The 24054-nt window shown below is 71.2% G+C and carries 27 protein-coding genes; 25 read left to right on the top strand and 2 right to left on the bottom strand.

Going from position 1 to position 24054, the window contains the following annotated elements; genetic code table 11:
- The first annotated feature begins 164 nt into the window (after positions 1-164).
- From rpsP to OG332_RS31815, 16 genes are all read left to right on the top strand, one after another.
- On the top strand, positions 165-605 hold the full coding sequence (gene rpsP / locus OG332_RS31740; RefSeq protein WP_030386406.1) for a 30S ribosomal protein S16: 441 nt from the start codon (positions 165-167) through the stop codon (positions 603-605).
- Positions 606-607: 2 nt separating this feature from the next.
- Positions 608-847 carry an RNA-binding protein gene (locus OG332_RS31745; protein ID WP_030011889.1) on the top strand — a complete coding sequence of 80 codons (240 nt, stop codon included), beginning with the start codon at positions 608-610 and terminating at the stop codon, positions 845-847.
- 77 nt (positions 848-924) lie between these two features.
- Complete coding sequence (gene rimM / locus OG332_RS31750) at positions 925-1485, top strand: ribosome maturation factor RimM (protein ID WP_327416664.1); 561 nt, start codon at positions 925-927, stop codon at positions 1483-1485.
- On the top strand, positions 1485-2306 hold the full coding sequence (gene trmD / locus OG332_RS31755; RefSeq protein ID WP_327416665.1) for a tRNA (guanosine(37)-N1)-methyltransferase TrmD: 822 nt from the start codon (positions 1485-1487) through the stop codon (positions 2304-2306). The genes rimM and trmD overlap by 1 nt, the downstream gene beginning before the upstream one ends.
- A gap of 132 nt (positions 2307-2438) precedes the next feature.
- Positions 2439-2789, top strand: a complete 351-nt coding sequence (gene rplS / locus OG332_RS31760; protein WP_030823745.1) for a 50S ribosomal protein L19 — start codon at positions 2439-2441, stop codon at positions 2787-2789.
- 44 nt (positions 2790-2833) lie between these two features.
- Positions 2834-3616 (top strand): signal peptidase I, encoded by a 783-nt coding sequence (lepB, locus tag OG332_RS31765; protein WP_327416666.1) that lies wholly within the window; start codon positions 2834-2836, stop codon positions 3614-3616.
- A complete protein-coding gene (gene lepB / locus OG332_RS31770) occupies positions 3609-4466 on the top strand; it encodes a signal peptidase I (RefSeq protein WP_442816240.1) in 858 nt (285 codons plus the stop codon). The genes lepB (OG332_RS31765) and lepB (OG332_RS31770) overlap by 8 nt, the downstream gene beginning before the upstream one ends.
- 111 nt (positions 4467-4577) lie before the next feature.
- On the top strand, positions 4578-5474 hold the full coding sequence (gene lepB / locus OG332_RS31775) for a signal peptidase I (RefSeq protein ID WP_327416667.1): 897 nt from the start codon (positions 4578-4580) through the stop codon (positions 5472-5474).
- 43 nt (positions 5475-5517) lie between these two features.
- The gene (gene lepB / locus OG332_RS31780) at positions 5518-6300 is read left to right on the top strand and encodes a signal peptidase I (RefSeq protein WP_327416668.1); all 783 of its coding nucleotides are present in this window, start codon (positions 5518-5520) and stop codon (positions 6298-6300) included.
- A complete protein-coding gene (locus OG332_RS31785) occupies positions 6290-6793 on the top strand; it encodes an NUDIX hydrolase (protein WP_327416669.1) in 504 nt (167 codons plus the stop codon). Before lepB (OG332_RS31780) ends, OG332_RS31785 begins: the two co-directional genes overlap by 11 nt.
- 55 nt (positions 6794-6848) lie before the next feature.
- A complete protein-coding gene (locus tag OG332_RS31790) occupies positions 6849-7157 on the top strand; it encodes a DUF2469 domain-containing protein (RefSeq protein ID WP_005311352.1) in 309 nt (102 codons plus the stop codon).
- A gap of 109 nt (positions 7158-7266) precedes the next feature.
- Positions 7267-7638 (top strand): YraN family protein, encoded by a 372-nt coding sequence (locus tag OG332_RS31795; RefSeq protein ID WP_319730868.1) that lies wholly within the window; start codon positions 7267-7269, stop codon positions 7636-7638.
- Positions 7638-9272, top strand: a complete 1635-nt coding sequence (locus OG332_RS31800) for a YifB family Mg chelatase-like AAA ATPase (RefSeq protein WP_327416670.1) — start codon at positions 7638-7640, stop codon at positions 9270-9272. Before OG332_RS31795 ends, OG332_RS31800 begins: the two co-directional genes overlap by 1 nt.
- Positions 9269-10444, top strand: coding sequence for a DNA-processing protein DprA (gene dprA / locus OG332_RS31805; RefSeq protein WP_327416671.1), 1176 nt, complete (start codon positions 9269-9271; stop codon positions 10442-10444). Before OG332_RS31800 ends, dprA begins: the two co-directional genes overlap by 4 nt.
- A 209-nt stretch (positions 10445-10653) precedes the next feature.
- On the top strand, positions 10654-11490 hold the full coding sequence (gene whiG, locus OG332_RS31810; protein WP_327416672.1) for an RNA polymerase sigma factor WhiG: 837 nt from the start codon (positions 10654-10656) through the stop codon (positions 11488-11490).
- A 52-nt stretch (positions 11491-11542) separates the two neighbouring features.
- Positions 11543-12100, top strand: coding sequence for a TetR/AcrR family transcriptional regulator (locus tag OG332_RS31815; RefSeq protein ID WP_327419442.1), 558 nt, complete (start codon positions 11543-11545; stop codon positions 12098-12100).
- A gap of 57 nt (positions 12101-12157) precedes the next feature.
- Here OG332_RS31815 and OG332_RS31820 read toward each other — a convergent pair whose 3' ends face one another.
- Positions 12158-12649 carry a M23 family metallopeptidase gene (locus OG332_RS31820; RefSeq protein ID WP_327416673.1) on the bottom strand — a complete coding sequence of 164 codons (492 nt, stop codon included), beginning with the start codon at positions 12647-12649 and terminating at the stop codon, positions 12158-12160.
- Positions 12650-12898: 249 nt separating this feature from the next.
- Between OG332_RS31820 and rpsB the strand changes: the two genes are divergently transcribed.
- The 9 genes from rpsB to OG332_RS31865 all read left to right on the top strand — a co-directional run bounded on the left by rpsB (position 12899) and on the right by OG332_RS31865 (position 22799).
- On the top strand, positions 12899-13798 hold the full coding sequence (gene rpsB, locus OG332_RS31825) for a 30S ribosomal protein S2 (protein ID WP_327416674.1): 900 nt from the start codon (positions 12899-12901) through the stop codon (positions 13796-13798).
- 135 nt (positions 13799-13933) lie between these two features.
- Complete coding sequence (gene tsf, locus OG332_RS31830; RefSeq protein WP_327416675.1) at positions 13934-14770, top strand: translation elongation factor Ts; 837 nt, start codon at positions 13934-13936, stop codon at positions 14768-14770.
- Positions 14771-14932: 162 nt separating this feature from the next.
- Positions 14933-15712: a UMP kinase gene (gene pyrH / locus OG332_RS31835; RefSeq protein WP_052872354.1), complete on the top strand. Its 780-nt coding sequence runs from the start codon at positions 14933-14935 to the stop codon at positions 15710-15712.
- 85 nt (positions 15713-15797) lie between these two features.
- A complete protein-coding gene (frr, locus tag OG332_RS31840) occupies positions 15798-16355 on the top strand; it encodes a ribosome recycling factor (RefSeq protein WP_031144133.1) in 558 nt (185 codons plus the stop codon).
- Positions 16355-17431: a phosphatidate cytidylyltransferase gene (locus tag OG332_RS31845; RefSeq protein WP_327416676.1), complete on the top strand. Its 1077-nt coding sequence runs from the start codon at positions 16355-16357 to the stop codon at positions 17429-17431. Before frr ends, OG332_RS31845 begins: the two co-directional genes overlap by 1 nt.
- A gap of 152 nt (positions 17432-17583) precedes the next feature.
- Positions 17584-18699, top strand: a complete 1116-nt coding sequence (gene rlmN, locus OG332_RS31850; RefSeq protein WP_327416677.1) for a 23S rRNA (adenine(2503)-C(2))-methyltransferase RlmN — start codon at positions 17584-17586, stop codon at positions 18697-18699.
- 253 nt (positions 18700-18952) lie between these two features.
- Positions 18953-20050, top strand: a complete 1098-nt coding sequence (locus tag OG332_RS31855) for a thiamine ABC transporter substrate-binding protein (protein ID WP_327416678.1) — start codon at positions 18953-18955, stop codon at positions 20048-20050.
- Positions 20051-20145: 95 nt separating this feature from the next.
- Positions 20146-21762: an ABC transporter permease gene (locus tag OG332_RS31860; protein ID WP_327419443.1), complete on the top strand. Its 1617-nt coding sequence runs from the start codon at positions 20146-20148 to the stop codon at positions 21760-21762.
- Complete coding sequence (locus tag OG332_RS31865; protein WP_327416679.1) at positions 21762-22799, top strand: ABC transporter ATP-binding protein; 1038 nt, start codon at positions 21762-21764, stop codon at positions 22797-22799. The genes OG332_RS31860 and OG332_RS31865 overlap by 1 nt, the downstream gene beginning before the upstream one ends.
- Here the strand turns inward: OG332_RS31865 and OG332_RS31870 are convergent, their stop codons facing one another.
- Positions 22800-24044 carry a cytochrome P450 gene (locus OG332_RS31870; protein ID WP_327416680.1) on the bottom strand — a complete coding sequence of 415 codons (1245 nt, stop codon included), beginning with the start codon at positions 24042-24044 and terminating at the stop codon, positions 22800-22802.
- Positions 24045-24054: the final 10 nt, after the last annotated feature.

Consider the following 24054-nt stretch of genomic DNA (forward strand, 5'->3'; position numbering starts at 1 on the left):
GGCGGAGCGCGCCGCGGGCGTATGGCACAATGGACAGCTGTACTCGACAGTCGCATAGGACCCCTCTCTCCTCCGGCTGACGCGTCCATCGGGCACCCGAGTACCGCAACCCCACGTGGCATCTCATGTGCCCAACCACGTCAAGTTCAGGAGACACCACTCCAGTGGCAGTCAAGATCAAGCTCAAGCGCCTCGGCAAGATTCGCCAGCCGCACTACCGCATCGTCGTCGCCGACGCCCGCACCCGCCGGGATGGTCGCGCGATCGAGGAGATCGGTATCTACCACCCGACCTACAACCCGTCGCGCATCGAGGTCAACGCCGAGCGTGCGCAGTACTGGCTGTCCGTCGGCGCCCAGCCCACCGAGGCTGTGCTCGCCATCCTGAAGCTGACCGGTGACTGGCAGGCCCACAAGGGTCTCCCCGCCCCCGCGCCGCTCCTGCAGCCGGAGACGAAGGAGAGCAAGCGTCGCTCCTTCGACGAGTTCGCCAAGGCCCTCGAGGGCATCGGCGAGGGCAAGGGCGAGGCCATCACGCAGAAGGCGAAGAAGGCCGACAAGAAGGCGGACGAGGCTGAGGCCGCCGCCGAGTCGACCGAGGCCTGAGCATGCTCGAGGAGGCTCTTGAGCACCTCGTAAAGGGCATTGTGGACAACCCCGACGAAGTGCAGGTCGCCTCGCGCAACCTGCGCCGTGGGCAGGTGCTCGAGGTCCGGGTTCACCCCGACGACCTCGGCAAGGTGATCGGCCGCAACGGCCGCACCGCACGTGCTCTGCGTACCGTCGTGGGCGCCATCGGCGGCCGTGGGATCCGCGTCGACCTCGTCGACGTGGACCAGGTCCGCTGAGCATTTGAATCACCGGCACGGGCCGGGGAGGGCATACGTGCCCGCCCCGGCCCGTCGTCGTCTGAACAGGAGAGACAGTGGAGTTGGTAGTCGCGCGGATCGGCCGCGCCCACGGCATCAAGGGTGAGGTCACCGTCGAGGTGCGCACCGACGAGCCGGAACTGCGGCTCAGTCCCGGCGCCGTGCTCAAGACGGAGCCCGCGTCGGCCGGCCCGCTGACCATCGAGACGGGCCGGGTGCACAGCGGCCGGCTGATGCTCCGCTTCGCCGGCGTCAAGGACCGCACCGGGGCCGAGGCGCTGCGCAACATCCTGCTGATCGCGGAAGTGGACCCGGCGGAGCTGCCGGAGGAGCCCGACGAGTACTACGACCACCAGCTGATGGACCTCGACGTGGTCCTCGCCGACGGCACCGAGATCGGCCGGATCACCGAGATCTCCCACCTGCCCTCGCAGGACCTCTTCATCGTCGAGCGGCCGGACGGCTCCGAGGTGATGATCCCCTTCGTCGAGGAGATCGTCGCCGAGATCGACCTGGAGGAGCAGCGCTGCGTCATCACCCCGCCGCCCGGGCTGATCGACGAGCGCGAGGCCGTCATCGACTCGACCCGTGACGAGGACTCCGGGGACGACGCCTGATGCGTCTCGACGTCGTCACGATCTTCCCCGAGTACCTGGAGCCGCTGAACGTCTCCCTCGTCGGCAAGGCCCGCGCCCGCGGGCAGCTCGACGTACACGTCCACGACCTGCGGGACTGGACGTACGACCGGCACAACACGGTCGACGACACCCCGTACGGCGGCGGTCCCGGCATGGTCATGAAGACCGAGCCGTGGGGCGAGGCACTGGACGCGGCGCTGGCCGACGGCTACGAGGCGGGCGCGCACGGGCCCGTCGTGGTCGTCCCCACGCCCAGCGGCCGCCCCTTCACCCAGGAACTGGCCGTCGAGCTCTCCGAGCGGCCCTGGCTGATCTTCACCCCGGCCCGGTACGAGGGCATCGACCGCCGGGTCATGGACGAGTACGCCACCCGCATGCCGGTGTACGAGGTCTCCATCGGCGACTACGTGCTGGCGGGCGGCGAGGCCGCCGTCCTGGTCGTCACCGAGGCCGTGGCCCGGCTGCTGCCCGGGGTGCTCGGCAACGCCGAATCGCACCGCGACGACTCCTTCGCGCCGGGCGAGATGGCCAACCTGCTGGAGGGGCCCGTCTACACCAAGCCCCCGCAGTGGCGCGGCCGGGACATCCCCGAGGTGCTGCTCAGCGGCCACCACGGGAAGATCGCACGCTGGCGCCGGGACGAGGCCTTCCGCCGGACCGCGCAGAACCGCCCGGACCTGATCGAGCGCTGCGAGGCCTCCGCCTTCGACAAGAAGGACCGGGAGATCCTCTCCATCCTGGGCTGGACGCCGTCCGCGGACGGCCGATTTTGGCGCAGGCCCGAGGTCGTGGAAGAATAGGCGGCTGCTGTACGCCCGCGGGCGCCCCTGCCACAGGGGGACCGTCGCCCGCCGGGTGGGACAGCTCCCGAATTCTCTACGGAAACCCGCCCGGCGGCCTGTGGCGTCGTGCGAAGAAAGCAGACGAAGAACATGTCTCACCTGCTCGATGGCGTCAACGCCGCCGCGCTCCGCTCGGACGTCCCGGCCTTCCGCCCGGGTGACACGATCAACGTGCACGTCCGCGTGATCGAGGGCAACCGCTCCCGTATCCAGCAGTTCAAGGGCGTCGTCATCCGTCGCCAGGGCGCCGGGGTCTCCGAGACCTTCACCGTCCGCAAGGTCTCCTTCAGCGTCGGCGTGGAGCGCACCTTCCCGGTCCACTCCCCGATCTTCGAGAAGATCGAGCTCGTCACCCGCGGTGACGTGCGCCGTGCGAAGCTGTACTACCTCCGTGAGCTCCGCGGCAAGGCCGCGAAGATCAAGGAGAAGCGCGACAAGTAAGGTCGCCTCCGGTGTTCGGGGGCGGCCGGATAGGCTCGCCCCCGATGGACACCGAAGCACCTCACACGCAGCGCGGCCACTCTTCCCCCGGCGAGAGGGAAGAGCGGCCGCGTTTTGCGTTCTCCACGACCGGGAAGCCGGCGGTGGGGCGGCGGGCGTCCGGGCGCCCCGCGAACGGGCGGGCGCTGACCCGGGGCACGCTGACCTGGCGGCGGGCCGGCGTGCTCGGTGTGATCTGCACCGTCTTCCTGCTGCTGGTCAGCAACTTCGTCGTCCAGCCCTTCCTGATCCCGAGCCGCTCCATGGAGCCGACGCTCCAGGTCGGCGACCGGGTGCTGGTCAACAAGCTGGCGTACCGTTTCGGCGACCGGCCGGGCCGCGGGGACCTGGTGGTCTTCGACGGCACGGGCTCCTTCGTGGGGGAACGCCCGGAGGGCAATCCGGTCGGCGTGCTGCTCCACGGCGCGGCCTCGGCGCTCGGGCTCGCGGAGCCGTCCGACACCGACTTCGTGAAGAGGGTCGTGGGCGTCGGCGGCGACGACGTGGTGTGCTGCGACGCCGGCGGGCGGGTCGAGGTCAACGGCGTGCCGCTGGACGAGCCGTACCTGTATCCCGGTGACGCTCCCTCGAAGGTGCCGTTCCGGATCGTCGTACCCCTGGGGAGCCTGTGGGTGATGGGTGATCATCGGTCCCAGTCCCGGGACTCGCGGGACCACCTCGGGGAACCGGGCGGGGGGATGGTGCCGGTGGAGAAGGTGATCGGGCGGGCCGACTGGACCGGCTGGCCGGTTTCGCGCTGGGGTTCCGTCGGCGGCGGTCATGGGTAGCCGGGGACGGCCGCGCGGCGGACGGGAGTGGGAGCCCGAACCGGAGCCGGAACCGACGCCCGTCCCCGTGGTCGAGGGCGGCCGGGCCGAACGGCGCCGGACGGCCCGCAAGGTGCGCCGGCGCCGCCGCACGCGCCGCGCGGGCGAGCTGCCGCTGCTGGTCGTGGTGGCCCTGTGCATAGCCCTGCTGCTCAAGACCTTCCTGGTGCAGGCCTTCTTCATCCCGTCGGGCTCGATGGAGCAGACCATCCGCATCGGCGACCGGGTCCTCGTGGACAAGCTGACCCCGTGGTTCGGCTCCAAGGTCGAGCGCGGCGACGTCGTCGTGTTCAAGGACCCCGGCGGCTGGCTCAGGGGCGAGGCGGCCCGGCCCGCCCAGGATCCGGTCGGCGTCAAACAGATCAAGCAGGGCCTGACCTTCATCGGCCTGCTGCCCTCGGCCGATGAGCAGGACCTCATCAAGCGCGTCATCGGCGTGGGCGGGGACACCGTCAAGTGCTGCGACAGCAGGGGCCGGGTCACCGTCAACGGCTCACCGCTGGACGAGCCGTACGTGAACCCGGGCAACGCCCCCTCGGACATCGCCTTCGAGGTCGAGGTGCCGGTCGGCCGGCTCTTCGTGATGGGCGACCACCGGGCGAATTCCTCGGACTCACGCTTCCACCTCGACGAGGCCTTCGAAGGCACCATCGACGAGAACGGGGTCGTGGGCGAAGCCGTGGTGATCGCCTGGCCGTTCGGGCACTGGAAGCGACTGGAACAGCCCGCGACCTTCCGCATGGTGCCCGATCAGGCACGGAGTGAAGGACGCGGACGGCGTAGGCGCCGTCGGGGCGTCCCGTTCGCATAGTGTGTCTTCGGTCTCCCGAGCCTTAGGGAACTCCCGCTCGTTAAGGGAGGGGAGGGCCCGTGCCTGTTTCGGCCGGGCGGCGATCGCGAGTGAGGAGTGGATGTGGGGGATGTGGCGGTAGGCGCACGTTCCGGACGCGACGAGGGCGAGGAGCGGCCGGACGATGCAGTCGAGCGCGAGGCCGACGAGGACGGTACCGCGGCGCCCGCGCACCGCTCGTTCTGGAAGGAGCTTCCGCTCCTCATCGGCATCGCCCTGCTGCTGGCCCTGCTGATCAAGACCTTCCTGGTCCAGGCGTTCTCGATCCCGTCCGACTCGATGCAGGACACCTTGCAGCGCGGGGACCGGGTGCTGGTGGACAAGCTGACCCCGTGGTTCGGTTCCGAGCCGGAGCGCGGTGAGGTCGTGGTCTTCCACGACCCTGCGAACTGGCTCTCGGGGGAGCCCACTCCGGAGCCGAACTTCGTGCAGAAGGCCCTCAGCTGGATCGGCCTGATGCCGTCCGCCGAGGAGAAGGACCTGATCAAGAGGACGATCGCCATCGGCGGTGACACGGTCGAGTGCAAGAAGGGGGGACCGGTCGTCGTCAACGGCAAGGCGCTCGACGAGCCGTACATCTACCCCGGCAACACCCCGTGCGACGACGCCCCCTTCGGTCCGATCACCGTGCCCAAGGGCAAGATCTGGGTGATGGGCGACCACCGGCAGAACTCCCAGGACTCCCGCTACCACATGCAGGACTCCACCCAGGGCTTCGTGCCGGTCGACAAGGTCGTCGGCCGGGCCGTCGTGATCGCGTGGCCGATCACCCGCTGGTCGACCCTGCCGATCCCGGACACCTTCGACCAGCCGGGCATCGGCAACCAGGCCGCCGCGACCGCGCTCGGTCTCGGGGCCGCCGGGCTGGCGCCGGTCGGGCTGGGCCCGGCCGCGCTGGGGCTCGTGGGGGCGGTTCCGCTCGTCATGTGGCGCAGGCAGAAGCTGACCACCGGTCGTACCGCCCGGTAGGGTGCCGCCCAGGTCGACGATCCCGGAGTGTGGGGGCGCTGCAATGGGCGGAACACAAGCAATACGCAGTGGCAAGGATGGCCGCGGCGGTCTCGGCAATGTGCTGTCGGGACTCGCCGTGGCCATCGGCTTTGCGCTCTTCCTCGGCGGCTTCGTGTGGGGGGCGTTCCTCTACCAGCCCTACACGGTGCCGACCGACTCGATGATGCCGACCGTACGGCCCGGGGACCGGGTGCTCGCGCAGCGCATCGACGGCGGGGAGGTGCGCCGCGGGGACGTGGTCATCTTCACTGATTCCATGTGGAGCGATTCGCCCATGGTCAAGCGGGTCGTCGGCATCGGCGGCGACACCGTGAAGTGCTGCGGCGCGGGCGGCGAGCTGACGGTGAACGGCACGCCGCTGGACGAGCCGTACGCCGACACCACCCGCCCGGACACGGGTCTGGCCATGCCTCCGGGTCAGGCCCCGCCGCCCGGAACCCCCTTCGAGGTGACGGTCCCCGAGGGGAACCTCTTCCTGCTGGGCGACCGGCGGGCCGCCTCCCTGGACTCCCGGGCCCACCTGCAGGAGGCCGGGCAGGGGACCGTGCCGAGGTCGGCCGTCAGCGCCCGCGTCGACGCCCTGGCCTGGCCCTCCGTGAAGATGCTGGAGCGTCCGGCGACGTACGCCGCCCTGCCCGGCGGGACCTCGCGGCCCGGGCCGCTGCCGCTCCAGCTGGTGGCGGTGGTGGCCGGCGCCGTCCTGGTCCTGCTGGGGGCCGCGTACGGGCCAGTGGCACGGGTCCTGGGGCGCGGGCGGCGGCAGGAGCGGGCCGGTGTCCGCTGACCCGGCCGGGACCGGCCGCCGGAAGGTGTCGCGGGTGATCCTCTTGGACCCGGACGACCGGATCCTGCTGCTGCACGGCTTCGAGCCCGCGGACCCCTCGGACGACTGGTGGTTCACCCCGGGCGGCGGGCTGGAGGGCACCGAGACCAGGGAGCAGGCCGCGCTGCGCGAGCTGGCGGAGGAGACGGGGATCACCGAGGTGGAGCTGGGGCCGGTGCTCTGGCACCGCTACTGCTCGTTCCCCTTCGACGGGCGCCGCTGGGAGCAGGACGAGTGGTACTTCCTGGCACGTACCAGCCGGACGGAGACCGAGATGGGCGGGCTCACCGAGCTGGAGCGGCGCAGCGTCACCGGAGCCAGGTGGTGGACCTCCGAGGAACTTCTCTCGGCCCATGAGACGGTGTACCCGACCAGACTCGCCGAGCTGCTCCGTACGCTGCTCGACGACGGTCCTCCGGGTGCGCCGGTGGTCCTGGCCCCGGAAATCGTTTAGGGGCGCATGGGCCTGGCGCACAATAGGGGGACGCACGGCTGAAGGGGAACATGCCATGAGTGCCGAGGACCTCGAAAAGTACGAGACCGAGATGGAGCTGAAGCTCTATCGGGAGTACCGCGACGTCGTCGGGCTGTTCAAGTATGTGATCGAGACCGAACGCCGTTTCTACCTCACCAACGACTACGAGATGCAGGTGCACTCGGTCCAGGGTGAGGTGTTCTTCGAGGTCTCGATGGCCGACGCGTGGGTCTGGGACATGTACCGGCCGGCCCGCTTCGTGAAGCAGGTCCGTGTGCTGACCTTCAAGGACGTGAACATCGAGGAGCTCAACAAGAGCGACCTCGAACTGCCCGGCAGCTGAGCATCCTCACCCGGGAGGGTGAGGAGGTTTTCCACAACGGCCGGCTCGTCCACCAAGATCCACAAGGTGGGCGGCGACGCGGGACCGTCGGTGCCGGAGGTGGTGCCGGATGAACGCGAAGGGCGTGGCACAGCAGGCATTGGGGCGGTACGGCGAGGAACTCGCCGCGCGGCGGCTGACCGAGGCCGGCATGACGGTGATCGCACGGAACTGGCGGTGCCGCGGCGGGGAGATCGACATCGTCGCGCGGGACGGGGACGCCCTCGTCGTGTGCGAGGTCAAGACCCGCCGGGCGGGTGACTTCGAACATCCCATGGCCGCCGTGCGGCCCGCCAAGGCCGAGCGCTTACGGGGGCTCGCGGGGCGGTGGCTCGCCGACCACGGCGGACCGCCCCCGGGCGGCGTGCGCATCGACCTCGTCGGGGTCCTGCTGCCGCGGCGCGGTGCGCCCCTGGTGGAACACGTCAGGGGGGTGGCCTGATGGGGTTCGCGCGAGCCTGCTCGGTGGCCCTGGTCGGCGTCGACGGGGTGGTGGTCGAGGTCCAGGCCGATCTGGAGCCCGGGGTCGCGGCGTTCACCCTGGTGGGGCTGCCGGACAAGACCCTGGTCGAGAGCAGGGACCGGGTGCGCGCGGCCGTGGTCAACTCGGGGGCGGCCTGGCCGCAGAAGAAGCTCACGGTCGGGCTCAGTCCTGCCTCCGTGCCGAAGTCCGGCGCCGGATTCGACCTGGCCGTCGCCGCGGCGGTGCTCGGGGCGGCCGAGGTGGTCGACCCGGGGGCCATCGCCGATCTCGTCCTCATCGGGGAGCTGGGACTGGACGGCCGGGTCCGTCCGGTCCGGGGGATCCTGCCGGCGGTCCTCGCCGCGATGGAGGCCGGATACCGGCAGGTGGTGGTGCCGCAGCAGTGCGCCGCCGAGGCCGCGCTCGTGCCGGACGTCTCGGTGCTCGGCGTGCGCAGCCTGCGCCAGCTGATCGCGGTCCTGACCGGCGGGGCGGTCCCCGAGGAGGATCCGCCCGACCCGCCGGGGCGCCCCGATCCGATACTGGCCGGCCTGCTGGTCCCGGGTGCGGGGCTGGGTGCGGGGCTCGCCCCGGGCCGCTCCGGCCGGGGGGACGCCGCGGACTTCCCCGACCTCGCCGACGTGGCCGGGCAGCAGACGGCGCGCCGCGCCCTGGAGGTGGCGGCCGCCGGAGGGCACCACCTCTTCCTCAGCGGACCCCCGGGCGCGGGCAAGACGATGCTGGCCGAGCGGCTGCCCTGGATCCTGCCGCCGCTGACCCGACAGGACTCCGTGGAGGTCACGGCCGTCCACTCGGTCGCGGGGATCCTCCCGCCCGGCGAACCGCTGGTCGCCCGGCCGCCGTACTGCGCACCGCACCATTCGGCGACCATGCAGTCCCTGGTGGGCGGCGGGACCGGTATCCCGAGGCCCGGAGCGGTTTCCCTGGCGCACCGCGGCGTGCTCTTTCTGGACGAGGCCGCGGAGTTCCACGGCCGGGCCCTCGACGCGCTGCGGCAGCCCCTCGAATCGGGACACGTGGTCATCGCCCGGGCCGCGGGCGTGGTGAGGCTGCCGGCCCGGTTCCTGATGGTGCTCGCGGCGAACCCCTGCCCGTGCGGGCGCCACACCCTGCTGGGAGCCGGGTGCGAATGCCCGCCCTCGGTGATCCGGCGCTATCAGGCGCGGCTGTCCGGGCCGCTGCTCGACCGGGTGGACCTGAGGGTGGAGGTCGAGCCCGTCACCCGGTCCGATCTGCTGGGGCAGGGCGGGCGGGGGGAGGCCACCGCCGTGGTCGCCGAACGGGTGCGGGAGGCCCGGGAGCGCGCCGGGGCCCGGCTCGCCGACACGCCGTGGCGGCTCAACTCCGAAGTGCCCGGACAGGAATTGCGGACCCGGTGGCACGCGGGCCCCGGGGCACTGGCGCAGGCCGAGCGCGATCTGGAGCGGGGGCTGCTCACCGCGCGCGGGCTGGACCGGGTCCTGCGGGTCGCCTGGACCGTGGCCGACCTGCGGGGGCGGGACCGGCCCGACGCGCTGGACGTGGCCGTGGCGCTGGAGTTGCGGACCGGGATCGCCCGCGGGGCCATCCCGGTGACGGGAGGCGGGACATGACCGGCGCAGGGGACGAGGAACTGCTGGCGCGGGCAGCACTGACGCGGGTGCTCGAGCCCGGGGACGAGCACGGCGGGCGCTGGCTGCGGGAGCACGGCGCGGTGGGGCTGATGGGGCTGCTGACCGGCCCCGAGGCGGGATCGGAGGCTCCGGCGGGGGTGGGGCCGGAGCGTCTCGCCGGGTACCGCAGACGCGCGGCGCTGGCCGATCCGCGGCGCGACCTCGAACGGGCCGTCGCATCGGGAGGCCGGTTCGTGTTTCCGGGATCGGGGGAGTGGCCGACCCAGCTCGACGACCTCGGCGACGCCCGCCCCGTCGGGCTGTGGCTGCGGGGCCGGCCGAACCTGCGGACCTGGGCGCTGCGTTCGGTGTCCGTGGTCGGGGCCCGGGCCTGCACCCCGTACGGCGCGCACATGGCCCAGACCCTGGCCGCCGGGCTCGCCGAGCGGGGCTGGGTCGTGGTCTCCGGCGCCGCGTTCGGGATCGACGGCGCCGCCCACCGAGGGGCCCTCGCCCCGGGCGGCGCGACCGCGGCGGTGCTGGCCTGCGGGGTGGACGTCGCCTACCCCCGCGGACACTCCGGGCTGCTCGACCGGATCGCCGGCCAGGGACTGATCCTCGGCGAACTGCCGCCCGGCAGCCACCCGACCCCCAGCCGGTTCGTCCTGCGCAACCGGGTCATCGCGGCCCTCACGCGGGGCACGGTCGTCGTGGAGGCCGCGCACCGCAGCGGGTCCCTCGTCACCGCCCGGCGGGCCCAGCAGCTCGGGCGGATCACGATGGGTGTCCCGGGGGCCGCCACCAGCACGCTCTCGGCCGGGGTGCACGAGTTGCTGCGCGGCGAGGCCTTGCTCGTCACCGACGCGGCGGAAGTCGTCGAACTGGTGGGCTCGATCGGCGAGCTGGCTCCCGAGCGGCGCGGCCCGGTGCTCGCCAGGGACCTTCTGGACCGGGACACGGCCCGGGTGCTCGAAGCGCTGCCGGCCGGACGCCCGGCCGACGTGGCGGAGCTGGCACTTGCCTGCGGCACCGGCGCCGATGAAGTCATCGGCAGACTGTACGAACTTCACTCTCTGGGGTTCGTCGAACGGCAGGGCGACGGCTGGCAGTTGAGCAGACAAACGGCTGGAGTGGACATACAAACCCGGTCCACCCGGCGAGGCGGTCGTTGACCTGGGGAGTTCCGGTGAAAGAGTGAAACCGATGAGAGACGCGGTCTTCCCGGTGGCAGCTGCCGGGACCGTGCGCGCTGCGCCGGTCCCGGGCGGCCCGTGCGAGTCGGGACGCGCCTGCGCCCCCGCGCCATCCCGTACTCTTCGCGCACCGCGACACTTCCGTCACGCTACGCTCCCAAGGAATCCGGCTCCGGCAAAGGCGAAGCATGCCCCAACACACCTCAGGGTCCGACCGCGCCGCGGTGCCCCCCGCTGCCCGCGGCAGCGTGCGGTCCACCGCGCCCTCGTCCCTGGAGGTGCTGTGGCGCACGTACAAGGAATCGGGTGACGAGCGGCTGCGGGAGCAGTTGATCCTGCACTACTCGCCCCTGGTGAAGTACGTCGCCGGCCGCGTCAGCGTGGGCCTGCCGCCCAACGTGGAGCAGGCCGACTTCGTCTCCTCCGGGGTCTTCGGCCTGATCGACGCCATCGAGAAGTTCGACATCGACAGGTCGATCAAGTTCGAGACGTACGCGATCACCCGGATCCGCGGCGCGATGATCGACGAACTGCGGGCACTGGACTGGATCCCCCGCTCGGTCCGGCAGAAGGCGCGGGCCGTGGAGCGGGCCTACGCCACGCTCGAGGCCCAACTGCGGCGCACCCCGACGGAGAGCGAGGTCGCCGGGGAGATGGGCATCGGGGTGGAGGATCTCCACACCGTCTTCAGCCAGTTGTCCCTGGCGAACGTGGTCGCCCTGGAGGAGCTGCTGCACGTCGGCGGGGAGGGCGGCGACCGCCTCTCGCTGATGGACACCCTGGAGGACACCGCCGCCGACAACCCGGTGGAGGTGGCGGAGGACCGCGAACTGCGGCGCCTGCTGGCGCGGGCCATCAACACACTGCCCGAGCGGGAGAAGACGGTGGTGACCCTCTACTACTACGAGGGCCTCACCCTCGCCGAGATCGGCAACGTGCTGGGCGTCACCGAGAGTCGGGTCAGTCAGATCCACACCAAGTCCGTCCTGCAGCTGCGCGCGAAGTTGGCAGATGTAGGACGGTGAGCTTGCGCCACCTCCGTAGAGTGGAGGCGTGCCCAGGATTCGAGCGGCCTCCGTGGCCGAGCACCGGTCGATGCAGCGCGGCGCCCTCTTGGACGCCGCGCGCTCCCTGCTGTCCGAAGGCGGGACGGAGGCGCTGACCTTCCCCGCCCTCGCGGAGCGGACCGGCCTCGCCCGGTCCTCCGTGTACGAATACTTCCGCTCCCGTGCGGCCGTCGTCGAAGAGCTGTGCGCGGTGGACTTCCCCGTGTGGGCCGCCGAGATCGAGGCGGCGATGGAGCAGGCGGAGTCGCCGGAGGCGAAGATCGAGGCCTACGTGCGGAGCCAGCTGGGGCTGGTGGGGGACCGGCGGCACCGGGCCGTGGTGGCCATCTCGGCGAGCGAGCTGGACGCAGGGGCGCGGGAGAAGATCCGTGCGGCGCACGGCGGGCTGGTCGCGATGATCGTCGAGGCGCTGGCCGGCCTGGGGCAGCCGGAGCCGCGCCTCGCGGCGATGCTGTTGCAGGGGGTCGTGGATGCGGCCGTGCGCCGCATCGAGCTCGGCGCGGCGGAGGATCCCGCCGTCGTGACGGAGACGGCCGTGGCCATGGCCCTGCGGGGCGTGCGGGGCTGACGTCCCTGCGGCTCGGCCCCGGACCCTCCCCAGACTCCGTCCGGGGGACCCCCCGCCTCAAACGCCGGCGGGGCTGTCGGCCGGCAGTAGGCGGGGTGTCGGGCGGGGCAGGAGGGTCAGGGGGTTGAGGTAGGTCTCGCCTGACAGGAGGCCCCAGTGGAGGCACGGGGCCGGACAGTGGGAGCCCTGTGCCAGGACCGCCACCACCTGGCCCGCCGTGACCTGCTCGCCCTCCGCGACCAGCGGGCGGACCGGTTCGTAGGTCGTGCGCAGTCCGTTCGGGAGGGTCAGGGAGAGCACCCCGCGGCCCGCGACATGCCCGGCGTAGTGGACCCGGCCCGGGCCGACCGCGCGGAGCTCCGCGCCCACCGGGGCGGACAGGTCAACGCCGCGGTGCCCTGCGGCGTACGGGGTCGGCGGCGGGTCCCACCAGCGGGCCACCGTCAGCGGTGCGGGCAGCGGGCGGGCCCCGGGCTGATGTCCGGGAACGGGGGCGGGCAGGGCCGCCTGCGCCAAGGCCAGGAGCAGGCTGAGCAGCAGAGTCGTCATGCGCCGTAGCGTCCCGCGCCCGTGCACGGCCGCGAGCGGGCCTGTGGACGGTCCGGGCGCTGTGGACAACGGCGTCACCCGGCATGCCGCCGGGTCCCGTACACTTCTTGTGGCGATCCGGGTCACCGGGTCGACTTCGCACGCCCCGCCACCAGCCCGAAACGGCCAGGTGGCAGCGTCTCTCGGTCCCTCATGGGGCAGGGCGCGGTGGGGCGTCAGGAACCAAACCGAGAAACCAAGGAGATGGCCATGGCCGTCGTCACGATGCGGGAGCTGCTGGAAAGCGGCGTCCACTTCGGTCACCAGACCCGCCGTTGGAACCCGAAGATGAAGCGCTTCATCTTCACGGAGCGCAACGGCATCTACATCATCGACCTGCTGCAGTCGCTGTCGTACATCGACCGCGCCTACGAGTTCGTGAAGGAGACCGTCGCGCACGGTGGCTCCATCATGTTCGTCGGTACCAAGAAGCAGGCCCAGGAGGCCATCGCCGAGCAGGCGACGCGCGTTGGTATGCCGTACGTCAACCAGCGCTGGCTGGGTGGCATGCTCACCAACTTCTCCACCGTCTACAAGCGCCTTCAGCGTCTGAAGGAGCTTGAGGCGATCGACTTCGAGGACGTCGCCGCCTCGGGTCTCACCAAGAAGGAGCTCCTGGTCCTCTCCCGCGAGAAGATCAAGCTGGAGAAGACCCTCGGTGGTATCCGCGAGATGTCGAAGGTTCCCAGCGCCGTCTGGATCGTCGACACCAAGAAGGAGCACATCGCCGTCGGTGAGGCGCGCAAGCTCCACATCCCGGTCGTCGCGATCCTCGACACCAACTGTGACCCCGACGAGGTCGACTACAAGATCCCGGGCAACGACGACGCGATCCGTTCCGTCACCCTGCTCACCCGCGTGATCGCCGACGCCGTCGCCGAGGGCCTCATCGCCCGCTCCGGCGCTGCGACCGGCGACTCGAAGCCGGGCGAGAAGGCCGCCGCCGAGCCGCTCGCCGAGTGGGAGCGCGACCTGCTCGAGGGTGACAAGAAGGCCGACGACGCCGAGGCCGCTCCGGCCGCGGCCGCCGCCGAGGTCGTCGAGACCCCGGCCGTCGAGGCCCCGGCCGCCGAGGCCGAAGCCCCGGCCGCCGACGCCGAGCAGGCCTGACCCACTGAGAGCGCCCGGCGTTCACGCGCCGGGCACTCACAGCACGGACGATGACGGCGGGGGAGCCGCGCCTGGGGCGCGGCGCCTCCGCCGTTCACCCGTAGATCTACGACTTCGAGAGAGAATCACAGACTCATGGCGAACTACACCGCCGCTGACGTCAAGAAGCTCCGCGAGCTCACCGGCGCCGGCATGCTGGACTGCAAGAACGCGCTCGTGGACGCCGACGGTGACGTCGAGAAGGCCCAGGAAGCGCTCCGCATCAAGGGTCAGAAGGGCGTCGCCAAGCGCGAGGGCCGTTCTGCCGAGAACGGTGCGGTCGTCTCCCTCATCGCCGACGACAACACCTCCGGTGTCATCGTCGAGCTGAAGTGCGAGACCGACTTCGTCGCCAAGGGCGAGAAGTTCCTGGCCGTCGCCAACCAGCTGGCCGCCCACGTGGCCGCCACCTCCCCGGCCGACATCGCGGCGCTGCTCGCGTCCGAGATCGAGCCGGGCAAGACCGTCACCGCTTTCGTCGACGAGGCCAACGCCAACCTCGGCGAGAAGATCGTCCTGGACCGCTTCGCGCAGTTCACCGGCGGCTACGTGACCGCGTACATGCACCGCACGATGCCCGACCTGCCGTTCCAGATCGGTGTCCTGGTCGAGCTCGACAAGGAGAACGCCGAGGTCGCCCGCGGCGTCGCGCAGCACATCGCCGCGTTCGCCCCGCAGTGGCTGTCCGCCGAGGACGTTCCGGCCGAGAAGGTCGAGTCCGAGCGTCGCATCGCCGAAGAGGTCACCCGCCAGGAGGGCAAGCCCGAGGCTGCCATCGCGAAGATCGTCGAGGGTCGCGTCAACGGCTTCTTCAAGGACGCCACGCTGCTCGGCCAGGCTTACGCGCTGGACAACAAGAAGTCCGTCCAGAAGGTTCTGGACGAGGCCGGTGTCACCCTGAAGCGCTTCTCGCGCATCAAGGTCGGCATCTGAGTCCGTCCGTACGCGACGGACACCGGACCCCGGTAGGGTCTGAGGCAGTCGTCCGTGCTTGCGCAGGACGACCGCAGATCTGACGAGGAGGCCATTGCCGTAGAGGGAACCGCAAGGACCCACCGGCAATGGCCTTCTTCGTATGTGCACGAGGAGATCTCCATGAATCAGGGCGTGGACCCCCACACCGCATCCGACGACAAGAGCGACCAGGACAAGAAGGGCCGGCGCTTCATGCTGAAGCTGTCGGGCGAGGCCTTCTCCGGTGGCGGAGGACTGGGCGTCGACCCCGACGTCGTCCACGCCATCGCGCGTGAGATCGCCGCGGTGGTCCGCGACGGCGCGGAGATCGCCGTCGTGATCGGCGGCGGCAACTTCTTCCGCGGCGCCGAACTCCAGCAGCGTGGCATGGACCGGGCACGGTCCGACTACATGGGCATGCTCGGCACCGTCATGAACTGCCTCGCACTCCAGGACTTCCTGGAGAAGGAGGGCATCGACTCCCGCGTGCAGACCGCCATCACCATGGGCCAGGTCGCGGAGCCGTACATCCCGCTGCGTGCCGTGCGGCACCTGGAGAAGGGCCGGGTCGTCATCTTCGGCGCGGGCATGGGCATGCCCTACTTCTCCACCGACACCACGGCCGCCCAGCGTGCCCTGGAGATCGACGCCGAGGCCCTGCTCATGGGCAAGAACGGCGTCGACGGGGTCTACGACTCCGACCCGAAGAAGAACCCGGACGCGGTCAAGTTCGACGCGCTCGAGTACAGCGAGGTCCTCTCCCGCGACCTCAAGGTCGCCGATGCCACCGCGATCACGCTCTGCCGCGACAACAAGCTGCCGATCCTCGTGTTCGAGCTGCTCGCCGAGGGCAATATCGCCCGCGCCGTCAAGGGTGAGAAGATCGGCACGCTCGTCAGCGACCAGGAAACCCGGGTCTGAGCGGTCCGCTGCCGGACCGAGCCCGGACCGGCCCCGCCGGCCCCGCCCGCCTGAACCATCCATTCAAGACATGCAGGAGCACGTGGTGACCGAAGAGATCCTCCTCGAGGCCGAGGAGAAGATGGAAAAGGCCGTCGTCGTCGCCAAGGAAGACTTCGCCGCGATTCGCACCGGCCGTGCGCACCCGGCGATGTTCAACAAGATCGTGGCGGACTACTACGGTGCCATCACGCCCATCAACCAGCTCGCGTCCTTCTCGGTGCCCGAGCCGCGCATGGCGATCGTGACCCCGTTCGACAAGAGCGCCCTGCGCAACATCGAGCAGGCCATCCGCGACTCCGACCTCGGTGTCAACCCGAGCAACGACGGCAGCATCATCCGGGTGACCTTCCCCGAGCTGACGCAGGACCGCCGCAAGGAGTACATCAAGGTCGCCCGCACCAAGGCCGAGGACTCCAAGGTCTCCATCCGCGCCGTGCGCCGCAAGGCCAAGGACGCCCTCGACAAGCTCGTCAAGGACAAGGAAGCCGGCGAGGACGAGGTCCGTCGCGCGGAGAAGGAGCTCGACGACACCACCGCGAAGTACGTCGCGCAGGTGGACGAGCTCCTCAAGCACAAGGAAGCCGAGCTCCTCGAAGTCTGATGAACGACACTTCCTGGCAGCCGGAGCCGGTTCCGGCGGGTCCCGCATACGATGCGCAGGTGGGCCCGCACACTCGGCCCATGCCCATCGTGCCCGATGCCGCCGGCCGTGACTTCGACGACCGGGAAGCACGCGATCGGGGGGCCGCCCTGGACGGCGGCCCCCTGTTCCGCGCCGATACGCCGCCGCAGGAGCCCATGCCCAGCCCCCCGCCTCCGCATGCCCCGCAGCCGCAGGACGCCTCGCCCCCGCCGCCGAAGAAGCGCGCGGGCCGGGACCTGCGCGCCGCCATAGGGGTCGGCGTCGGTCTCGGCGCGGTGATCTTCGCCTCGCTGCTGATCGTCAAGGCGGTCTTCGTCGGCGTCATCGTCGTCGCGGTCGTCGTGGGCCTGTGGGAGCTCACCTCCCGGCTGCAGGAGAAGAAGGGCATCAAGGCCCCGCTGGTCCCGCTCGCGGTCGGCGGCGCGGCCATGGTCATCGCCGGGTACGTCCGGGGGGCCGAGGGCGCCTGGGTCGCCATGGCCCTGACCGTGCTGGCGGTCCTGGTGTGGCGGATGACCGAACCGCCCGAGGACTACCTCAAGGACGTCACCGCGGGCGCCTTCGCGGCGTTCTACGTGCCCTTCCTGGCCACCTTCGTCGCGATGCTGCTCACCGCCGACGACGGCCCCCAGCGCGTGATCACGTTCCTGCTCCTGACCGTGGTCAGCGACACCGGGGCCTACGCGGTCGGCTGGCGCTTCGGGAAGCACAAGCTCGCGCCGCGCATCAGCCCCGGAAAGACCCGCGAGGGACTGTTCGGCGCGGTGGCCTTCGCGATGGCCGCCGGCGTGCTGTGCATGGAGTTCCTGATCGACGGCGGCGCCTGGTGGCAGGGCCTGCTGCTCGGCTTCGCGGTCGCGGTCAGCGCCACCCTGGGCGACCTCGGCGAGTCGATGATCAAGCGGGACCTGGGCATCAAGGACATGGGCACCCTGCTGCCGGGGCACGGCGGCATCATGGACCGGCTCGATTCCCTGCTGCCGACGGCGCCGGTGGTCTGGCTGCTGCTGGCCGCTTTCGTAGGAACGGGCTGACACGGCTGGTGTGGGCACGGGCCGATCCGCCCGGGTTATCCTGGAAGGCGCGCCGCGACTACGCGGCGCGCCTTTTCCGTCTCGCGGCCGAGCCGCGGACCGGCCCTGCACGCGCGGGGTGCCCCCCACCTCGTCGTACTGAGGAGTACCGCATGGCCCCCCGTCCCGTTCCGGGTGAGCTCACCTTCGTCGCGCCCCGCGGAGCGAAGCGGCCGCCCCGGCACCTCGCCGACATGACCCCGGCCGAGCGCCGCGAGGCGGTCGCCGCGATCGGTGAGAAGCCGTTCCGGGCCAAGCAGCTCTCCCAGCACTACTTCGCGCGCTACGCGCACGACCCGGCCGAGTGGACCGACATCCCGGCGGGGTCGCGGGAGAAGCTCCAGCAGGAGTTGCTGCCGGACCTGATGAACGTCATCCGGCACATCTCGTGCGACGACGACACCACCCGCAAGACCCTGTGGAAGCTGCACGACGGCACGCTCGTCGAGTCCGTGCTGATGCGCTACCCCGACCGGGTCACCATGTGCATCTCCTCGCAGGCCGGATGCGGCATGAACTGTCCGTTCTGCGCCACCGGCCAGGCGGGCCTCGACCGCAACCTCTCCACCGCCGAGATCGTGCACCAGATCGTCGACGGCATGCGCGCGCTGCGCGACGGCGAGGTCCCGGGCGGCCCGGCGCGCCTGTCGAACATCGTCTTCATGGGCATGGGCGAGCCGCTGGCCAACTACAACCGCGTGGTCGGCGCCATCCGCCGGCTCACCGACCCCGAGCCCGACGGCCTGGGCCTGTCGCAGCGCGGCATCACCGTCTCCACCGTCGGCCTGGTCCCGGCCATGCTGCGGTTCGCCGACGAGGGCTTCAAGTGCCGTCTCGCCGTCTCCCTGCACGCGCCCGACGACGAGCTGCGCGACACCCTGGTCCCCGTGAACACCCGCTGGAACGTCCGCGAGGTGCTCGGCGCGGCCTGGGAGTACGCGGAGAAGTCGGGCCGGCGGATCTCGATCGAGTACGCCCTGATCCGCGACATCAACGACCAGGCCTGGCGCGGTGACCTGCTGGGCAAGCTGCTCAAGGGCAAGCGTGTCCACGTCAACCTGATCCCGCTGAACCCCACGCCGGGCTCGAAGTGGACCGCCTCGCGGCCCGAGGACGAGAAGGCGTTCGTCGAGGCCATCGCCCGCCACGGCGTGCCCGTGACCGTACGCGACACCCGCGGTCAGGAGATCGACGGCGCGTGCGGCCAGCTCGCCGCCTCGGAGCGCTAGATTCCGGCCAGAGACGTTCACATTCGGCCACGGGGTACCCTGTGGCCGAACCAATTTCATATTCCGACAGGGGAGCGCCACAGCGCTGAGAGTGCGGTATCCGTCATCCGCAGACCCTCTGAACCTCGCCCCGGTCATTCGGGGTAGGAAGTTCGGTCACCACTCAAGCTGTTGCGCCCTGCCCGGCGTCCGCTCCCGCAGAGCGCCGGGCAGGGCCGCGTCTTCTCCTGGACATCCCAGGAGGAATTCACCAGTGAGCACCACCAAGAAGATCGCGGGCGCCGCGCTCGCGGCCGCGCTGGGCGTCACCACGCTCAGCGCCTGCGGCGGCGACGCCGAGGACAAGACCGCGGGCGCGAGCGACGCCCCCAAGTCCAAGACCGTGACCCTCGTCTCGCACGACTCCTTCAACGTGACCGACACGGTTCTCAAGGAGTTCGAGCAGCAGAGCGGCTACACCGTCAAGGTGCTGAAGTCCGGGGACGCCGGTGCGGCGCTGAACCAGGAGATCCTCACCAAGGGCTCCCCGCGCGGCGACGTCTTCTTCGGCGTGGACAACACCCTCCTCTCGCGCGCCCTCGACAACGGCATCTTCACCCCGTACGAGGCCAAGGGCCTGGCCGACGTGAAGCCCGAGTACGTCCTCGACAAGGAGCACCGGGTCACCCCGATCGACTCCGGCGACATCTGCGTCAACTACGACAAGGCCTACTTCGCCGACAAGAAGATCGCCCCGCCGCAGACGCTGGACGACCTGATCAAGCCGGAGTACAAGAACCTCCTGGTCACCGAGAACGCCGCGACCTCCTCGCCCGGCCTCGGCTTCCTCCTCGCCTCCGTCGGCAAGTACGGCGACGAGGGCTGGAAGGACTACTGGAGCAAGCTGAAGGCCAACGGCGTCGAGGTCGTCGACGGCTGGGAGCAGGCCTACAACGAGCGGTTCTCCGGCTCCGCGGGCGGCAAGAAGGCCAAGGGCGACCGCCCGCTGGTCGTCTCCTACGCCTCCAGCCCGCCGGTCGAGGTGCTGTACGGCGAGCCGCAGCCGGCCGAGGCTCCGACGGGCGTCGCCACCGGCACCTGCTTCCGCCAGATCGAGTTCGCGGGCCTGCTGAAGGGCGCGAAGAACGAGGAGGGCGGCAAGGCCCTGGTGGACTTCCTGGTCAGCAAGAAGTTCCAGGAGGACATGCCGCTCCAGATGTTCGTGAACCCCGTGACCAAGGACGCCGCGCTGCCGGAGCTGTTCACCAAGCACGGTGTGGTGGTCGAGAAGCCTGAGAACGTGGCTCCCGAGACCATCGCCAAGAACCGTGAGCAGTGGGTCAAGGCATGGACCTCGCTCGTCGTGAAGTAGGCGGTACCAAGGGGTCGGGCGCGGCGTCGGGGGGCGCCGCGCCGGGTCCCGGCCCCCACGGGGGCGGCCGGGCGTCCGCCGTACGGCTCGCCCTGATGGCCGTGCCCCTGGCCTTCTTCGGGCTGTTCTTCGCCTACCCCGTGGCCTCGATCGTCGGGCGCGGCCTCAAGACCGACGAGGGCTGGCAGTTCGGCCGGATCGGCGAGGTGCTGACCCGGCCCGACATCGCCGGCGTGCTGTGGTTCACCACCTGGCAGGCGCTCGCCTCCACCGTGCTCACGCTGCTGATCGCGCTCCCCGGCGCGTACGTCTTCGCGCGCTTCGAGTTCCCCGGCAAGCAACTGCTGCGGGCCGTGGTGACCGTTCCCTTCGTGCTGCCGACCGTGGTCGTCGGCACCGCCTTCCTCGCGCTGCTGGGACGCGGTGGACTGATGGACGAATCGATGGGGGTCCGGCTCGACACCACCGTCTGGGCGATCCTCCTCGCACACGTCTTCTTCAACTACGCGGTCATCGTCCGCACCGTCGGCGGGCTGTGGGCGCAGCTCGATCCGCGCCAGGAGGAGGCCGCCCGGGTGCTGGGCGCCGGCCGGTTCGCCGCCTGGCGGCGCGTGACACTGCCCGCGCTGGCCCCGTCGGTGGCCGCGGCCTCGCTGATGGTCTTCCTGTTCACCTTCAGCTCCTTCGGCGTCGTACTGATCCTGGGCGGGCCCGCGTACTCCACCCTGGAGGTGGAGGTCTACCGGCAGACCGCGCAGCTCCTGGACCTGCCGACGGCCGCCGTGCTGACGATGGTGCAGTTCGCCGCGATCGGCGGGATCCTCGCCGTGCACGCCTGGACCGTGCGCCGGCGCGAGACCGCGCTGCGGCTGGTGGACCCGGGCCGGACCACGCACCGGCCGCGCGGCTGGGCCCAGCGCACGCTGCTGGGCGGGGTCCTGGCGACCATCGGGCTGCTGATCGTGGCACCGCTGGCCGTGCTGGTCGAGCGGTCCTTCGACGCCCCCGGCGGATACGGCTTCGGCTTCTACCGGGCGCTGCAGGACGCGGGCGCCGGCGGCGGAACCTTCCTGGTGCCGCCGCTGGAGGCGATCTGGAACTCCCTCCAGTACGCCCTCGCCGCCACCGCGATCGCCCTGTTCATCGGGGGACTGGCGGCCGCGGCACTGACCCGGCGCGCGGGTACCTTCGTACGCGGCTTCGACGCGCTGCTGATGCTGCCGCTCGGGGTATCCGCCGTGACGGTGGGCTTCGGCTTCCTCATCACCCTGGACGAGCCGCCGCTGGATCTGCGGACCTCGTGGATCCTGGTGCCGCTGGCGCAGGCGCTGGTGGGCGTGCCCTTCGTCGTACGGACCATGCTGCCGGTGCTGCGCGCGGTGGACGGGCGGTTGCGGGAGGCGGCCGCCGTGCTCGGCGCGTCGCCGCTGCGGGCCTGGCGGGAGGTGGACCTGCCGCTGGTGCGGCGGGCGCTGCTGATCGCGGCCGGATTCGCCTTCGCGGTGTCGCTGGGGGAGTTCGGCGCGACCGTCTTCATCGCGCGGCCGGACCAGCCGACACTGCCGGTGGCCGTGGCGCGGCTGCTGGGGCGGGCCGGCGAGATGAACTACGGGCAGGCGATGGCCATGAGCACGATTCTGATGCTGGTGTGCGCGGTGTCCCTGCTGGTGCTGGAGCGACTGCGGCCCGACAAGACCTCCGGAGAGTTCTGATGACACTGCTTCAGCTGGAAGGGGTGTCGGTCCGGTTCGGTGAGCGCGCGGTCGTCGACTCCGTGGACCTCGCCGTCGCCGAGCACGAGATCGTGTGCGTACTGGGCCCGAGCGGGAGCGGGAAGTCCACGCTGCTGCGGGTCGTCGCCGGGCTCCAGCAGGTGTCCGCGGGCCGGGTGCTGCTGGGCGGGGACGACCAGGCCGGCGTACCCGTGCACCGGCGGGGCGTGGGCCTGATGTTCCAGGACCACCAGCTCTTCCCGCACCGCGACGTCGGCGCGAACGTCTCCTTCGGCCTGCGGATGCGCGGTGGCGGGCGGGCCTCGTACGCGTCCCGGGTCGCGGAACTGCTGGAACTGGTCGGGCTCCCCGGGGCCCAGGGCCGGGCGGTGGCCTCCCTGTCGGGCGGCGAGCAGCAGCGGGTGGCGCTGGCCCGGGCACTGGCGCCGTCGCCGCGGCTGCTGATGCTGGACGAACCGCTGGGACAGCTGGACCGCGGGCTGCGGGAGCGGCTCGTGGTGGAGCTCCGGCAGTTGTTCGCCCGGCTGGGAACGACCGTGCTCGCCGTCACGCACGACCAGGGGGAGGCCTTCGCACTGGCCGACCGGGTGGTGGTGATGCAGGACGGCCGGATCGCGCAGGCCGGGACCCCGCTGGAGGTGTGGCAGCGGCCCGCGTCGGAGTTCGTGGCGCGGTTCCTCGGCTTCGAGAACGTGGTCCCGGCCGTGGTCTCGGGCACGGCGGCCGGGACCCCGTGGGGCAAGGTCCCGGTGCCGGAGGGATCCCCCGAGGGCGAGCAGCGGCTGCTGATCCGCCCGGCCGGGGTGGTGCTCGGCGCGGCCGGCCTGCGGTGCGAGGTGGTGTCCCGCACCTTCCGCGGCACGCACGTCGCGCTGCTGCTGCGGCCGGAGGCGGGACCGGTCCTGGAGGCGGACTGCGGGCTGGCCGGCGCTCCGGCCGTGGGGGAGCGGGTGGAGGTGGCCTTCAGCCCCGCCGAGGTGGTCGTACTCCCGGCAGACGAGGGACTCGCCGCTTAGCTAGGGGCGGATGCCGTCGCAGGAGACCGGCAGGTGGCGGGGGCCGCGCAGGACCGCGTTCTGGCGGTAGGGGGGCGGGTCCTCCAACAGTTGCGGGTTCTCCAGCCGGCGGGCCAGCTCGCTCAGCGCCAGCTGGGCCTCCTGCCGGGCCAGCGGGGCGCCGAAGCAGCTGTGGATGCCGCTGCCGAGGCCCAGGTGCTGGATGTCCTTGCGGTCGGGGTCGAAGCGGTCCGGGTTCTCGAACCGCTTCGGGTCGCGGTTCCCGGAGGCCAGGATCAGCCACAGGGACGCGCCCTTGGGAATGGTGACACCGGCGACCTCGATCTCGGTGAGCGTGCTGCGCTGGGGCAGCAGTTGCACGGGCGGCTCGTAGCGGAGCAGCTCCTCGACGATCGGGACGGACAGGGCGGGGTCCTCGCGGAGCCGCTGGAGCACGTCCGGGTGGCGCAGCAGGGTCAGCATGCCGTTGGTGATGAGGTTGACCGTGGTCTCGTGGCCCGCGATCAGCAGCAGTGCGGAGGTGCTGAGCACCTCCATCGTGGTCATCGAGCCGTCCGGGCCGTCCGCCGTCGCCAACTGCGACAGCATGTCGTCGCCGGGGTTCTTGCGGCGCTCCTCGATCAGCCCGGCCAGGTACATGCCCAGTTCCATGCGGGCGTCCATCGCCCCCTTGCCGTGCTGGGTCGGGTCCGCGTCCGGGTCGGGGTCCAGGCTGGCCGCGAGGGTCTCCGCCCAGACGTGGAAGCGCGGCTCGTCCTCGTGGGGCACCCCGAGCAGACGGCAGATGACCGAGACCGGGAACGGGTACGCGAACTGGTCGACCAGGTCGACCCGGTCCAGGTTCCCCGTGGTGGCGATGCCGTCGATGAGCCCGGAGACGAGGCCGCCGAGCTCCTCCCGCATGTCGTGCACCCGGCGGGGGGTGTGCGGCGGCCCGAACGGCCGGTTCGTCATCCGCCGCAGGCGGTCGTGGTCGGGCGGGTCGAGCTTGAGGAAGGACGGCGGCAGGGTCGACCCCTCCTCCTCGCCCTGGCCCAGCGGATCGTCCCCGGTCGCCTTCAGGTTCTTGGCGTCGGAGCTGATCCGGGGGTCGTGCAGGAGGCTCTGGATCTCGTAGTACGTGCTGACGACGTACGGGCCGTCCCCGTCGTGGGACACCGGGGTCTTGCGGAGCTCCTCGTACAGCGGATACGGATCGGCGCGGTTCGCGTAGTCGACGATCTCCCGCAGGATGGCTTGTGTCATGACGGGTCCT

It is taken from the genome of Streptomyces sp. NBC_01233 (assembly GCF_035989305.1).
Taxonomy (GTDB): domain Bacteria; phylum Actinomycetota; class Actinomycetes; order Streptomycetales; family Streptomycetaceae; genus Streptomyces.

What these genes read in the sequence shown, in the direction of transcription:
- dprA (WP_327416671.1), top strand. Translation starts at nt 9,269, where the DNA reads ATGACCGGCGCAGGGGACGAGGAACTGCTGGCGCGGGCAGCACTGACG.
- OG332_RS31860 (WP_327419443.1), top strand. Translation starts at nt 20,146, where the DNA reads ATGGCCGTGCCCCTGGCCTTCTTCGGGCTGTTCTTCGCCTACCCCGTG.
- OG332_RS31865 (WP_327416679.1), top strand. Translation starts at nt 21,762, where the DNA reads ATGACACTGCTTCAGCTGGAAGGGGTGTCGGTCCGGTTCGGTGAGCGC.
- OG332_RS31790 (WP_005311352.1), top strand. Translation starts at nt 6,849, where the DNA reads ATGAGTGCCGAGGACCTCGAAAAGTACGAGACCGAGATGGAGCTGAAG.
- OG332_RS31795 (WP_319730868.1), top strand. Translation starts at nt 7,267, where the DNA reads ATGAACGCGAAGGGCGTGGCACAGCAGGCATTGGGGCGGTACGGCGAG.
- pyrH (WP_052872354.1), top strand. Translation starts at nt 14,933, where the DNA reads ATGAATCAGGGCGTGGACCCCCACACCGCATCCGACGACAAGAGCGAC.
- OG332_RS31800 (WP_327416670.1), top strand. Translation starts at nt 7,638, where the DNA reads ATGGGGTTCGCGCGAGCCTGCTCGGTGGCCCTGGTCGGCGTCGACGGG.
- OG332_RS31745 (WP_030011889.1), top strand. Translation starts at nt 608, where the DNA reads ATGCTCGAGGAGGCTCTTGAGCACCTCGTAAAGGGCATTGTGGACAAC.
- lepB (WP_442816240.1), top strand. Translation starts at nt 3,609, where the DNA reads ATGGGTAGCCGGGGACGGCCGCGCGGCGGACGGGAGTGGGAGCCCGAA.
- rlmN (WP_327416677.1), top strand. Translation starts at nt 17,584, where the DNA reads ATGGCCCCCCGTCCCGTTCCGGGTGAGCTCACCTTCGTCGCGCCCCGC.
- rpsB (WP_327416674.1), top strand. Translation starts at nt 12,899, where the DNA reads ATGGCCGTCGTCACGATGCGGGAGCTGCTGGAAAGCGGCGTCCACTTC.
- lepB (WP_327416666.1), top strand. Translation starts at nt 2,834, where the DNA reads ATGGACACCGAAGCACCTCACACGCAGCGCGGCCACTCTTCCCCCGGC.
- whiG (WP_327416672.1), top strand. Translation starts at nt 10,654, where the DNA reads ATGCCCCAACACACCTCAGGGTCCGACCGCGCCGCGGTGCCCCCCGCT.
- OG332_RS31845 (WP_327416676.1), top strand. Translation starts at nt 16,355, where the DNA reads ATGAACGACACTTCCTGGCAGCCGGAGCCGGTTCCGGCGGGTCCCGCA.
- rplS (WP_030823745.1), top strand. Translation starts at nt 2,439, where the DNA reads ATGTCTCACCTGCTCGATGGCGTCAACGCCGCCGCGCTCCGCTCGGAC.
- OG332_RS31870 (WP_327416680.1), bottom strand. Translation starts at nt 24,044, where the DNA reads ATGACACAAGCCATCCTGCGGGAGATCGTCGACTACGCGAACCGCGCC.
- OG332_RS31820 (WP_327416673.1), bottom strand. Translation starts at nt 12,649, where the DNA reads ATGACGACTCTGCTGCTCAGCCTGCTCCTGGCCTTGGCGCAGGCGGCC.
- lepB (WP_327416668.1), top strand. Translation starts at nt 5,518, where the DNA reads ATGGGCGGAACACAAGCAATACGCAGTGGCAAGGATGGCCGCGGCGGT.
- tsf (WP_327416675.1), top strand. Translation starts at nt 13,934, where the DNA reads ATGGCGAACTACACCGCCGCTGACGTCAAGAAGCTCCGCGAGCTCACC.
- trmD (WP_327416665.1), top strand. Translation starts at nt 1,485, where the DNA reads ATGCGTCTCGACGTCGTCACGATCTTCCCCGAGTACCTGGAGCCGCTG.